Annotated in this window: 11 protein-coding genes; 2 read left to right on the top strand and 9 right to left on the bottom strand. The window is 26.7% G+C overall.

Annotation, left to right across the window (positions count from 1 at the left end):
- Positions 1-19 precede the first annotated feature (19 nt).
- The gene (locus tag ACYUEX_RS04820) at positions 20-1,369 is read right to left on the bottom strand and encodes an MATE family efflux transporter (RefSeq protein ID WP_460286794.1); all 1,350 of its coding nucleotides are present in this window, start codon (positions 1,367-1,369) and stop codon (positions 20-22) included.
- Positions 1,370-1,511: 142 nt separating this feature from the next.
- On the opposite strand from ACYUEX_RS04820, the gene ACYUEX_RS04815 reads away from it, so the two are divergent.
- Positions 1,512-2,399: a helix-turn-helix domain-containing protein gene (locus ACYUEX_RS04815; protein ID WP_460286793.1), complete on the top strand. Its 888-nt coding sequence runs from the start codon at positions 1,512-1,514 to the stop codon at positions 2,397-2,399.
- Positions 2,400-2,451: 52 nt separating this feature from the next.
- Here the strand turns inward: ACYUEX_RS04815 and ACYUEX_RS04810 are convergent, their stop codons facing one another.
- The 6 genes from ACYUEX_RS04810 to ACYUEX_RS04785 form a co-directional block, all read right to left on the bottom strand.
- Positions 2,452-5,586 carry an AAA family ATPase gene (locus ACYUEX_RS04810; protein ID WP_460286792.1) on the bottom strand — a complete coding sequence of 1,045 codons (3,135 nt, stop codon included), beginning with the start codon at positions 5,584-5,586 and terminating at the stop codon, positions 2,452-2,454.
- Position 5,587: 1 nt separating this feature from the next.
- Positions 5,588-6,757, bottom strand: coding sequence for an exonuclease SbcCD subunit D (locus ACYUEX_RS04805; RefSeq protein ID WP_460286791.1), 1,170 nt, complete (start codon positions 6,755-6,757; stop codon positions 5,588-5,590).
- 150 nt (positions 6,758-6,907) lie between these two features.
- Positions 6,908-7,756 carry a patatin-like phospholipase family protein gene (locus tag ACYUEX_RS04800; RefSeq protein WP_460286790.1) on the bottom strand — a complete coding sequence of 283 codons (849 nt, stop codon included), beginning with the start codon at positions 7,754-7,756 and terminating at the stop codon, positions 6,908-6,910.
- A gap of 209 nt (positions 7,757-7,965) precedes the next feature.
- Positions 7,966-8,487, bottom strand: a complete 522-nt coding sequence (locus tag ACYUEX_RS04795) for an ECF transporter S component (protein ID WP_411168688.1) — start codon at positions 8,485-8,487, stop codon at positions 7,966-7,968.
- Positions 8,488-8,605: 118 nt separating this feature from the next.
- Positions 8,606-9,634: an acyltransferase family protein gene (locus ACYUEX_RS04790; protein WP_460286789.1), complete on the bottom strand. Its 1,029-nt coding sequence runs from the start codon at positions 9,632-9,634 to the stop codon at positions 8,606-8,608.
- Positions 9,622-10,452, bottom strand: coding sequence for an alpha/beta hydrolase (locus tag ACYUEX_RS04785; protein WP_460286788.1), 831 nt, complete (start codon positions 10,450-10,452; stop codon positions 9,622-9,624). Before ACYUEX_RS04785 ends, ACYUEX_RS04790 begins: the two co-directional genes overlap by 13 nt.
- A gap of 132 nt (positions 10,453-10,584) precedes the next feature.
- On the opposite strand from ACYUEX_RS04785, the gene zupT reads away from it, so the two are divergent.
- Positions 10,585-11,361 (top strand): zinc transporter ZupT, encoded by a 777-nt coding sequence (gene zupT / locus ACYUEX_RS04780; protein ID WP_460286787.1) that lies wholly within the window; start codon positions 10,585-10,587, stop codon positions 11,359-11,361.
- A 35-nt stretch (positions 11,362-11,396) separates the two neighbouring features.
- On the opposite strand, the gene ACYUEX_RS04775 is transcribed toward zupT, so the two are convergent.
- Together ACYUEX_RS04775 and ACYUEX_RS04770 are read right to left on the bottom strand one after the other, a co-directional pair.
- Entirely contained in the window at positions 11,397-12,014 is a 618-nt protein-coding gene (locus ACYUEX_RS04775) for a DUF4397 domain-containing protein (protein WP_411168692.1), read from the bottom strand.
- 2 nt (positions 12,015-12,016) lie between these two features.
- On the bottom strand, positions 12,017-13,342 hold the full coding sequence (locus ACYUEX_RS04770; RefSeq protein WP_460286786.1) for a hypothetical protein: 1,326 nt from the start codon (positions 13,340-13,342) through the stop codon (positions 12,017-12,019).
- Positions 13,343-13,437 lie beyond the last annotated feature (95 nt).

The following is a 13,437-nucleotide window of genomic DNA, read 5'->3' as shown; positions in this document are numbered from 1 at the left end:
AAAAATTTAAAAATACAATTTATAAGTTATTAACGAATCCTTTCCCCTTCCATTTTCCAGTTTTCCATCTTATTAATACTAATATTCCCCTAAACCATTCATCTATAGCAAATGCTATCCATATTCCCGTAAGTCCAAAATTAAATTTTACTCCAAGGATATATGCTAGCCCAACTCCAAATGTCCACATTGAAAATATTCCTATATATACTGGGAATCTAACATCTCCTGTTGCTCTTAATCCATTAATTCCAACTATGTTTATGCATCTTCCCGGTTCTAGTATTATCTCTATTATAAATACTGTTACTGCTATTGATATTATTTCTGAGCTACTTGTTAAAAATCCTAAAATACCTTCTCCTAAAATGGCTATTAGACAACTCATAACTATTGATACTACTACTGCTTTTTTTAATGTATAAATGCATAAATTATATGCTTTATTATCTTCTTTATTTCCTACTAAATTCCCTATTAATATACTTCCACCTTGACCTACTGCTGATGCAAATATATAGCTAAAACAAACTATTGTCCCTACATAACTTTTGGCAGCCATGCTACTTACCCCTATAAGATTTATAAAACTTGTTATAACTAATTGAGATAAATTATATGAAATTTGTTCAGCAGCTGATGGAATTCCAATTTTAAGTATATTAATAAGATGAATTTTCGGGAAAGGCTTAAACATAGACATCTTAAACTTATTTAAAATTAAATTATAAGTTGCCCTTCCTAAAATTATTAATCCTATAATTTTACTTAAAGTAGTTGCTAAAGCTGCACCCGAAACTCCCATACTAGGAAAACCAAACTTACCGAATATAAGTATATAATTTAGTATTACGTTTACAATATTCATAATAATAGTTGCATTCATACATATCTTTGTTAAACTATGAGCTCTTAATATAGCTGTAAAAGTCATAGTTATTGCTTGAATAAATATAAATCCACCAACTATCTTTAAATATTGATTTCCTAAATCTATTAACTCTGGTGGACTATTTAATAATTTCATCATTCCAGTTCCACCAAAAAACATTATAAAACTTATAGTTACACCTATAATTGTATTTACACCAATAGATATTCCTGCAACTTGAATTATAGTTTTTTTCTTACTTTTAGCGCCTAAATATTGCGCAATCAAAATAGATGTCCCAGCTGTTATTATTCCAAACATAAGGTTGAGCATCCATATTATCTGATTAGCTACTCCTACAGCTGCAACAGAGTTATCAGAATATCTTCCTAACATTATTGTATCCACACTACCCAATAAAGAAAAAAGTGCACTTTCTATAAATAAAGGCCATGTTATTCTCTTTAACTCTCCTCTTAATTTCGCTTCAACTTTCATAGTCACCTCCACCATCATAAAGATGTTCTGCCATAATGAAATTTATTTCTTTTTGTATTATACTGTTATTAGAATTATTTTTCTCGTTGAAAATTGCTTATAGTTATAACAATTCTGCTGTTTTTTATTTGAAGGAGATATTATGGATAATAAAAGTTATTTGCAACTTAAAGAACAAGTCAATCATGGAAACATGCAATTACCGATGGAGGTCTATCATGTAGAGTTTACAAATTCAGCTGATTTTTATTCCCACTGGCATGATGAAATGGAGTTTATATACATACTTAATGGTTCTGCAGAAATTTGTATAGATTTTAAAATATTTAGTGTAACTAATGGAGATTTTATCATTATTCCTAAAGGAGCTATTCATTATATGATAGGTAAAGAAAATACTAAGATTTCCTATATAGCACTTGTATTTAACCTTTCTTTAATAGAAGGAAATACTTTAGACTATTCTCAAATTAATTTTGTAACACCTATAGTACAAAATAAACTATTTTTTAAAAATGTTATAAGCATATCAAATGTAGGACATGCTAAAATAGTTAATGCTTTTAATAATTTAATAGAAAGCTACGGTAATAAAGCTTATGGGTTTCAACTAGAAATTAAAGGAGAATTATTTTCAATTTTTTCTACTATCTTTAAAGAAGGTTATGTTAGCCTAAATGTAAGCTCTGAAAACTATAGTGATTTAATTAAAGTTGGAAAATTAAAAGAAGTTATTAAATATATTCAAACCAATTATAAAAACCCTATAACTATTAAAGAATTAGCTGATATAGCACAGTATAGTGAATATCATTTTTTAAGATTCTTTAAATCTCAAACAGGTAAAACTTGCACTCAATATATTAATTACTTTAGAATTCAAAAGGCAACCTTACTTTTATTTAATACAAATTTATCTATAACAGAAATTGCTTACGAAGTTGGATTTGGTGATGTATCATATTTCATTAAAACCTTTAAAAAGTTTTTATCAATATCTCCTACTAAATATAGAAAAACAAATTTATAAAAAAGCAATAAATAGATTTATATAAAACAAATCTATTTATTGCTTTTAATACTTAAACTCTAAAAACAGCTTTACTGCCTTTATTTGCTGAACTTACTTCAAGTTTAGTTTCTATTCTATCTTTTAACTCTTGAACATGAGAGATTACTCCAACAATTCTTCCATCATCTTGTAAATCTACTAAACATTCAATAGCTGAATCAAGGGATTCCGGATCTAATGTTCCGAAACCTTCATCTATAAACATAGTATCTAGTTGTATTCCTCCTGAGTAACTTTGAACTACATCTGCTAACCCTAATGCCATAGATAATGATGCTTTAAAACATTCTCCTCCAGATAGAGTCTTTACATCTCTGGATTTACCTGTATAGTTATCGAATACTTCTAAGTCCAAGCCTTGACCTTTTCTCTTATCTCCTAACTCTTCTTTTCTTAAAAGTTCAAATCTATTACATGTCATTTGTGAAAATCTAATATTAGCAGCTTCAATTATATCTTCAAAATATGCTGCCAAAACATATCTTTCAAAACTTATCTTTCTTGGATTATCTCCATTTATTATTTTAGATAACTTACCTACGGTCTTGTATTTATCCTCATCTTCTTCTATCAGTTTATTATAGTTAATACATTCTCCAATGATCTTTTTGTTTTGACTTATTCTTAAATAAATTTCTTTTTCAGCCTTTTCTAAACTAATCTTTTCTCTATTTTTAATTTCTAAAACTTCTTCTATGCTTCTTATATCAATTTTCTTTAAATTCTTACATTCTTCTAAAGACAAGCTATAAACTTTTTCAGCATTAGACAATGTCATATTAAACTTATTTATATCCTTTTCTAATACATCAATTTCTATCTCTGTCATTCTACTTGAAGAATAGTCATTATAATCTTTAAATCCTAACTGTAAAACTTTTTCTTTAAACAATTTCAAAGCTTCATCTAGTTCTACCTTTACATTTTCAGTCATTACTTCTAAAGAGCTCTTATTACCATTTTCTTTATCATAAATAGTTTTTATATTATTAAAGTCTTTCTCTACCTTTACATAATCCTCTTTTAGCTTTTCAAGATTATTATTTACTTTGCATTGTTCTTCTTCTAAATCTTTAACGCTTCTTATAGTTCCTTTAAACTCATTAACTATATTTTGTAAATTAGCTTCTTGAGCTTTTAATTCTCCCTCTTTTGCTAATAGCTCTTTATTTTTATTTTCTAACTCAACTCTTAACTCCTCAGTATATTTTTCTATTTCTTGCTTTTGCTTTAGTTTAGTTGATTCTAATGACTCTACTTTTTCAATTTCTTTTTTTCTATTAATTATTTTATCTAAATAACTATAATTATTTTTTAGTTCAGTATTAACATTTTCTATAGACCTTTCAATATCATCTTTAAAATCTTCTTCACTAAATATTTCTATAAATATAGGCCTTATCGTTCCCTCTTTAAGTGAATTTATTTCTGCTTGTATCTTAGTAAGTTCTCTATAATAAGATTCTCTTTTTTCATAGAATTTATCAGCTATTGTTTTTGCTTCTTTTACTGCTGATTCATTTATACTATCAACTTCAATAACTGCAAGCTTTGGATGATGAGTAGAACCACAAACAGGACAACTTTCACCCTCCATTAAATCTTTAGCTAGTATCCCTGCTTGATTTCTTCTAAAAGCTTCTTCTAGCTGCTCATAATTGTTTTTCTTTTCATTGAATTCTTTATCTGCACTTTCATAAAATGCTGTTCCTTTTACATGTCTTTGACTTTCTAATTTACATTTTTCCAAAGCGCTTAAAAGCTTATTAAGCTTTTCTTGTTTAGATATATACTTTATTTCTTCTATATCCAAAGTATTCTTTTCTTCTTTTAACTTATTTATATTTTCTAGCTCTTCTAACAATAATTTTATTAAATCATTATTCTTATTTCTCTCTAAATCGATTTGTTTAATTCTTTCAATAATATATTGAGATTGTCTCTTTAACTCATCAAACTTTTCTTTATTAATTTGATAGTTTGAAGCCTTTTCCTTTAATTTCTCAATCTCATCAAGCTTTTTTCTTAAATCATTTTTCAAATCTTCTTTTTCATTTTCTATTTTCAATTTTATTTCTGCATCATCAAAATTTTTTTTATATCTACTTAAATTCTCTACACTTTTTCTTAAGCTCTCTTCTGCTTTGAGTAATGATATTTTCTTTTCTTTATATTTTTCTTCAAATCCTAAAGCTGTTACAGCTTTTTTACCACTTTCTAATTTTATACTTTTAGCTTCATATTCATGCTTTAATAAATTTAATTTATCCAAATCATATTTGTAATTTTCTAAATTACCTATCTTTTTATTTATATCATTAGCTAAAACTATCTCTTTTGAAATATTATTAATTTCTATATTAATATCTTTCAACTTTTCCTTTATTAGATTTTCCTCTACTTCATCTTTATCTATGGTATCTTTAAATTTTGAAAGTATTAATTCTATATTCAAATCCTTAGCATTTATATTTCTTCTTAAATCTTCATCATCTTCTTTGCATGAAAATGCCTTGATTCTATTTTCTCTATCTCTTTGTATTTGTTCTATAGACTTTTTAAGATTATTAGCTTCTATTTTTATATTTTGTTGTATATCTGAAAAAATCTTAGTTCCAAAAATCTTTCTAAAAATTTCTTCTTTTTTATCACTATCTGAATTTAATAACTTTTTAAATTCACCTTGTGGAATCATAACTAATTGTTTAAATTGCTCACATGTAATTCCTAATATTTCTTCAACTAACCTAGTAACTTCTTTTGGTCCTGATACTGTCTTATCTCCAACTTTTATTTCAGCAGAAGGCTTACTTTCTGTAAAGCCATCACCTCTTTGCTTAGCTCTAAAATATTGTGGTGATCTCTTTATATAATAATCTTTATTTCTAAGTGAAAACCATAGTTCTACTTCTGTTGGAGTTGATTTATCAGCAAAGTCACTTCTTAAATTTTTACCATCTCTTTCACTACCACTTGCTTCTCCATACAAAGCGAAATTTATAGCATCAAAAATTGTAGTTTTTCCAGCTCCAGTATTTCCTGTTATAACAAACATATTCTTTCCATCAAGATTTGCTTCAAAATCTAATTCCTGCTTTTCAGCATATGGTCCAAAACCTGTTATTATAAGCTTTCTTATCTTCACCTTATTCTTCCCCCTTTTCTGCTACTTCTATTATCTTTTCAATGATATTTATCTCATCTTCACTACAAATTTCATCCATTATATCTTCATAAAAATTCTTAAATAAAGTTGTTTTAGATTTTTCTTTTATATTAATTGCCACACTTCTACTACTATTTCTTGAAACTCTTTCCTCTCTAGTAAGCTCCATGACATTAGGATATATGCTTCTAAGCTTTGCCATAGGATCTAAAAGCTCACCCTTATCTTTTAGTATAACTTTAATATAATCCTCATAATTTTCAGATGAATTATCAAACCCTTTAATAATTTCACCTAATGTACCAGTCTTAACCCTAAAATCTCTTCTAGGCTTTAAATCGTAAATTTCTATATCTACATCTCCATTTTCATTTATATCTACAATAGTTATTCCCTTTTTTTGATTCACTTCTGAAAATGAATATTTCATAAGAGATCCTGAATACCTTATCTTATCACTTCCTACCTTCTGAGGTCCGTGCAGATGTCCAAGAGCTGTATAATTAAACTTCTCAAAATGCTTTGAGTTAATATACTCGGTCCCCCCTATAGAAAGAGGCTTTTCTGAATCGCTTTCTTCTAAAACCTCAAAATTATCCTCCTTCATTTGAGTTACATATCCATGAGCTATTGCAATATTTCTTTCCTCTTCATTAAAATCATTTAATATCTCAGAAACTATTTTTTTCATTGCCATATCATGTGTTTTTATATTTTCATCTTCAAATAAGTCTCTAACAACTGGTACATCTGCATATGGTATTGGATAAAAATTAATTTTTCCATATTTATCTTCTAAAACTATTTTATCTATTTTTCTTTTTAGATTTCCCACTATGTATAGTCCACTATCACTTAATAATGAACTTGCAAATTCAACTCTTTCATTACTATCATGATTTCCTGCTAACGCTATTACCTTAGTATTTAAATCTTTAACTATTCTTTTCATAGTATTATTTAATAATTCAACTGCATGAACTGGTGGAACTGATCTATCATATAAATCACCTGCAATCACAACAACATCAGGTTTTTTATCTTCAATTGCTTTATAAATTTGTTCTATTATAAATTTTTGGTCTTCTGTCATATAAAATCCATTAACAAGCTTTCCTATATGCCAATCTCCCATATGAAAAATCTTCATTACATCACCTCAAAATATTTTACATAATATAGAATAATTATATCATAGTAAGGTAATTTCATTAATTTTATATATAAATAAATATAAAAGGAAAGTAATTATATAATTACTTTCCTTTTTAAATAATAATTTTATACTTTTCTTTAATTGTTATTTTTTAAGAAACTTTATTAACTCTTCTGATAATTTCTCTGCATCTTCATATCCTTTATTATAAATAGCTTCTAATTTATCTTTATTTCTTTCAAATCTACTAACATCTAGAGGACTACTTGGTCTTATAACGAAACATTTCCCTTCCTGTTCTAATTTATCTAACTTTTCTAATGTATCATTATATATTCTATATCTATTTTCCATAACATCAATAAGAGCTGGATGTTTTTTATATTTTCTCTTAATTATAGACATCATCTTTGTCTTACTCTTGGTATATCCTTTATGTTGCGTTAAAATAACTACATGTTTTTCTATTCCATCATCTATGGCTTTTTGTATTGGTATTGGTGCTGCTATTCCACCATCTAATAATTTTTTATTATCAAACTCAATTATCTTTGCTACTAATGGTAATGAAATAGAAGCTTTTAATGCATCATATCCATCACTAAAATCCTTGATATTATAAAATTCAGGTTTACCAGTTTCACAATTTGTTGCTCCTACTAAAAATTTTACTCCTGAACTCTTAAATTTTTCATAATCAAAAGGTTCTAATTGATTTGGTATAATATCAAAAAGCATATCCATCCCAAAAGCTGATCCAGTCTTAATTAGATTATTAAAGCTTAAATATCTCTTATCATTTACATAATTTATATTTACTCTATAATTTCTTTTATGCTGCTTAGATATGTATGAAACACAATTACATGCTCCTGCTGATACGCCTATACAGTATTTTATATCTATCTCTTTATCTAATAGTAAGTCTAGAACACCTGCAGTATAAACGCCTCTCATTCCCCCACCTTCTAGAATAAGTGATGTACTCTCCATGCTAATTCCTCCAAACTATATAATACTATTCCAATTATTTCCCATTAATTAAAAATTATATCACTTTATCTAAAATAAAAATATATGTTTCTTAATTATTTTAAAATAAAACTAATAGCATATAAAAACTTCATATAGTTTTTCATAATAAAAAGTCTGTTTAACTTTTATAAACAGACTTTTTATTATTACTGATTATATTAAATATATTATGCAGCTTCACTTGAAAATACCTCGTATAAATCTTTTCTTCTTGCTTTAGCTAAAGATTTAACTAAAGCATATGATATAGCACCATCTACGAAGTGATGAATTATAGTTCCTATTATTACTACAACTATAAATTGGTAGAATGAAAAACCAAATGGTATAACTATAAGCCCTTCTAATATCCCATGAATAGGCGCTGTTATAGCAATAGACTTTTTGAAATTTTTATCCTTATTTACTATTAACGCACCTACAAAACCTACTATTATATGCATAGATGCCCTTGCTGCAACCACTAATGGAGTTGTTATAAAAAAACCTAATGCCGATCCTAATCCTACAAATATTGCTACTGATGGTGATATTAGCATTGCTAAAAACATAGGTACATGTGATGCAATTGTAGCTGTAAATGGACCTATTGTTATTTTTAAAAATCCAAATTGTGTTGGAATTATAATTGCAATTGCAGTTAGAACTGCTGCAAAGACCATTTTCCTAATTTTTTCTCTGCTGTCCATATAAAATCCCCCTTAATACTAGTGTATATACACTAGTATAGTATCTTTAATTTCATTTGTAAATATTTTTTATTTTATTAATTTACAAACTTATAAAATAAAAAACTCATTAAACAATTTAATGAGTTTTTTTATTTATATCTTTATATTTTTTAATTGATTTTTTTCCTGTATCTATACTTATATTTACAGGATAAAATATTCCATCATATACTTTATTTACTCTCTTTCGAGATAAAATGTATATTATAATAAATGGACTTATTATAATTAATATATTTTTTGTAATTCCCATATTCCACTTAGGAATAAAGAAGTACACTATCATAACCAAATATATATGAAAAACATATATATTCATAGTTGCTTTTCCTATATTTGAATAGAACTTTTCTTTTTTGGGTACTAAATTTATTACACATATACTAAATATTATAGCAGACATATAAAAAAATATTCTAAATAAAGTTCCCTTAAATAAAGATATTTCAAGAGCACTATAAGAATAAGAATTATATAAAAACTTATAATCTATTAAATTACTCTTTACAATATAAACTGCAAGTACTAAAAATATTGATATTCCAACAATAGAAAATCCCTTATTAAATGTTTTAATCTTTTCTAAATGCTCTTCTTTTGTATAGTATCCCATTAAGAAAAATGGTAAAAATACTATTGTTCTAGAAAAAGATAAAACACTTCCTACACTTGGTATTAATCCTACTAAAATTCCTATTATAAAACTAACTAGTAAAATATGTTTAAATTTAATTATATATTTTAAAGTTATTCTCCAAAAAAATAGACTTAATAAATACCAAAGAGTCCATCCTGGATATAAAACAGAAAACATAGCCTTTTTTGTGCCTATATACACAGCTAAATACCAAATCATATTAAATATTATATAAGGTATTAGTAAATTTCTAATTGACTTTCTCTTCATTCTATAAAAATTCTTAGAAAAATATCCTGATATAAAAATGAAAAGTGGCATATGAAAGATATATATAAAAATATATATACTCATTAATATATCATTGTCTTTTATGTAATACTCTATCACATGACCAAAGACTACAAAAAATATTAATATAACTTTTAAATTATCTAATAGATAATTTCTTTCTTTTATTTTCTCCATACATCTTCTATAAAATCTAAAATTACTTTAGATTCTTTTTCTCCCTTATTAATTACTAATGATATAATATCAGAGTGATGCTTTCCTTTTAATATTTTTAGCTTTCCACTTCCATTTAAACTATTTATTTTATTAATAAAACTAATGGAATTATCTATATCTATTAATGGATCTTTATCCCCATGTAAACATAAAACTGGTATATCAATATTCTCATTTAATAAATTTATTGGATTACTTTCACTAAAATCAATTTCTTTTCCAACATAATTTTCGATTAATCTTATAGAATGTTTTGAAATACACTTTTCAAAATCAAGAACACCAGCTAATGTAATCATACCTTTAAAAATACTCTTATCTATTCCAAACTCTAATTGTTTTTTAGAATTAAAAACTAGATTTGTTGCAAGCTCTCCACCTGCTGAAAATCCTACAACTATAAATTTTCTACTTTCTAAACTTTCTTCACTAGATAAATAACATTTTATAGATTTAAATATATCATTTATTTGTATTGGGTATTTATATAATGGAACTAGTCTATAGGCTGGCAGAATTACTGTATAACCTAAATCATTAAAAAATTTCCCTATACAGCTAGAGGTTTTAGGACTTCCATGCCACCATCCTCCTCCATGTATAAAAAATATTATAGGCTTATCCCTATCTCCGTTATAAATTCTATAATATTGTTTTATATTTTCCCCATACTTTAAATTCTTAAAATTATTTTTTCTGCTTTTTAAATTTCCAATTAAAATCTTATACATAACAGGAATCATTTCAATTTTTTCTTCTATTCTATAGTTCCTCATCTTCTTTCTCCTAAATTAAAATATTTCTTCTATTATATATTATAAAATTTTGTATATATTGCATAGTCTATTTTCTAGTCTAATATATTTATTAATATATTTTAAACTATTAATTTTTATGAGAGGTACTTTATGTTTGATTATCACTCTTTTATTCCACTATTACTTTCACTAATGGCTGGAATGTCAACAGTTATTGGAGCTTTTATTGTATTTTTCTCTAAAGGTGAAAGCAAAAAACTTATTACATTTGCTTTAGCATTTTCTGCTGGAGTAATGATCACTGTTTCTTTTACAGATTTATTTATGTCCGCTGAAGAAACCCTTAGTAAATCTAATGGCAAACTTAACGGAGTTATTTTTTCAATAATTTTCTTATTATCTGGTGTATTTATAGCAATGTTAATAGATAAGTTCATTCCTGATGAACCAAGGCCTTCTCCTTCAGCACCCTCTGGAAAATTATATAGAGTGGGCTTTGTTTCAATGATAGCTTTAATGATACATAACTTTCCAGAAGGTATTGCAACATTTGTTTCTGGATATGAAAATACTACTCTTGGAATATCAATAGCTTTAGCTATAGCTCTTCACAATATTCCTGAAGGAATATCTGTTGCTATGCCAATATACTACTCTACTAAAAGCAAATATAAAGCATTTAAATATACTCTTTTTTCAGGGCTTGCAGAGCCAATAGGTGCTTTATTAGCTTTTTTATTTTTAAGACCATATATAAATGAGATAATACTAGCTATAATATTTGCTATGGTTTCAGGTATAATGCTTTATATTTCTTTTGCAGAACTTATCCCATCCTCAAGGCAATATGGGTATAACAAAATATATATTTTTTCAATATTTTTAGGAATATGTATAATCCCACTAAGTCATATTTATGTTCATTAAAAAATGACTGTATCTAATAAGATACAGTCATTTTTTTAGTCTGCCCCATCTTCAACCATAAGATATCCAATAGGTGGTTCGTTATTTAATAATCCTATTATATAAATTGTATAAAACTTTCCATTTCTAAGTGTTTTTTGACTTATATATTTAGCAAGACCATATATAGCGGCAAAACTTAATTTAAAATCATATATAGCTGGAGATAGAGTGTAATAACCAGTAGTTTCTAGATATTCTACATTTTCAAAAAGGGCTATGTCATTAGGCAAAGATAATGTTAACAATGGTGAATTAGGTGATAAATGAATAAACCTTAAAAAGCAATTTGTTAAACTTGCAGGCATATTTGCATCATTTAAGACAAATATATTAATATTTCCCCCTAAAGTTGTTATATTAATTGTTAAACTAGTATCAGGTAAAATATCTATATCACTTGTAAATAGCGGCATATCATAAGTGCCTGATATATATATTTGAACTTTATAATTTCCAGGTGCTATATTTTCATAACATGATATATCTGAAAAAGATAATTTTTTCCCTAATAGGATTCCACTTAAATACAAGTCTACAGCTGGTCCAGAAGGAATTGCATGTAAGAACCTTACTTTACTTTGTAAATTAGGTAAGTTCTGACGAAACAACAAATTTATTCACCTCCATCTTTCCTACAATTTTCTAAAGTCAATTTAATTATTTTTTTAACTAATAAACTACTAATTGAATAAGGAATTCTATATATTTTTAATGTTCCTAGTATAAAACCATGCTCTCCTTCTATTTTCTTGAATATTTTATTTACTTCTTTTTCCTTAACATCTCTAGAAATACTATCATGGTCATCCCCTAAATTTAATTGCCTTAATACTTCCATATGAAGTGGCTCTATTATATTATCCCTGTCACTAGTATTTTGTTTATTTTCTTCATTTACATTTGTATAACTTTTCATATATTTACTTGAATTATAAGTATAATCTATATTTTGATTACTATTAATCATATCACCTGATAAATTATACATATCGCCATAACCCATACTTATTTCACTAATAGTACCACTTGAGCTTCCTTTACCTGTTACCATTCCTCCTGGAGTCATTCCTATGCTTCCTAGACTTATTCCTATTCCTCTCGGAGGCATTCCTGTGCTTCCTGGACTTGTTCCCATTCCACTTGGAGGCATTCCTGTGCTTCCTGGACTTGTTCCCATTCCACTTGGAGGCATTCCTGTGCTTCCTGGACTTGTTCCCATTCCACTTGGAGGCATTCCTGTGCCTCCTGTGCTTGTTCCCATTCCACTTGGAGCCATTCCTGCGCCTCCTGTGCTTGTTCCCATTCCACTTGGAGCCATTCCTGGACTTCCTGGACTTGTTCCCATTCCACTTGGAGGCATATTCTTTAAATTTTTATTACAACTAATATCCTTATTATATGAATATAATTCTCCTGACTCTGTTTCTGATGGATAATTTAAATTAAAATTACTTTGATTATTATAATTATTATTTCCAGGAGTATTTTGTGGTGTAACATTGCTCATACTATTAAATGAATTTCTTGATAACATAGTGTTGGACATATATCCATCAATACTACCTTGTAAGTCATTTTGATTATAACTACTTTCTGACATATTATTTAAAGTATTGTTGAGATTATTATTTCTTCCATTCATGTTATTTGAAGTATTATTTGTATAATAAGTATTAAGTCCATCTTCATCTGTGTAGCTATATTTAATATTTGGTGTATACTCAATAGTTTTTAAAAGATTGTCGTCAATGTTTCCATTAGCCATAGGAGTTGCAAATCCTAACATAAAATTATTTGTCATGCCACCTATATTTGGTGAAGTCATATTTACTATAGGAAACCAATTAGAATCCTTATCTAAAAAAGGTTCTTTTATATTTAAAGGCATAAATTTTAAATCATCATCATCTTGCTGTCTGTTTAAATTATTATAATACATATATTTCCTCCAAAAAATATTTCATTATAAGTATATGTTTTATATTTATATATGTTACCTAATATAAGATTATAACCATCTAGTTTTTTACTTTA

It is taken from the genome of Clostridium sp. CTA-7, from assembly GCF_054768095.1.
The sequence above is the reverse complement of the archived record's forward strand: the minus strand, read 5'-3'. Positions and strand labels throughout refer to the sequence as shown.

Coding starts and splice junctions, on each gene's coding strand:
- ACYUEX_RS04820 (WP_460286794.1), bottom strand. CDS start 1,369: ATGAAAGTTGAAGCGAAATTAAGAGGAGAGTTAAAGAGAATAACATGG.
- ACYUEX_RS04815 (WP_460286793.1), top strand. CDS start 1,512: ATGGATAATAAAAGTTATTTGCAACTTAAAGAACAAGTCAATCATGGA.
- ACYUEX_RS04805 (WP_460286791.1), bottom strand. CDS start 6,757: ATGAAGATTTTTCATATGGGAGATTGGCATATAGGAAAGCTTGTTAAT.
- ACYUEX_RS04800 (WP_460286790.1), bottom strand. CDS start 7,756: ATGGAGAGTACATCACTTATTCTAGAAGGTGGGGGAATGAGAGGCGTT.
- ACYUEX_RS04795 (WP_411168688.1), bottom strand. CDS start 8,487: ATGGACAGCAGAGAAAAAATTAGGAAAATGGTCTTTGCAGCAGTTCTA.
- ACYUEX_RS04790 (WP_460286789.1), bottom strand. CDS start 9,634: ATGGAGAAAATAAAAGAAAGAAATTATCTATTAGATAATTTAAAAGTT.
- ACYUEX_RS04785 (WP_460286788.1), bottom strand. CDS start 10,452: ATGAGGAACTATAGAATAGAAGAAAAAATTGAAATGATTCCTGTTATG.
- zupT (WP_460286787.1), top strand. CDS start 10,585: ATGTTTGATTATCACTCTTTTATTCCACTATTACTTTCACTAATGGCT.
- ACYUEX_RS04770 (WP_460286786.1), bottom strand. CDS start 13,342: ATGTATTATAATAATTTAAACAGACAGCAAGATGATGATGATTTAAAA.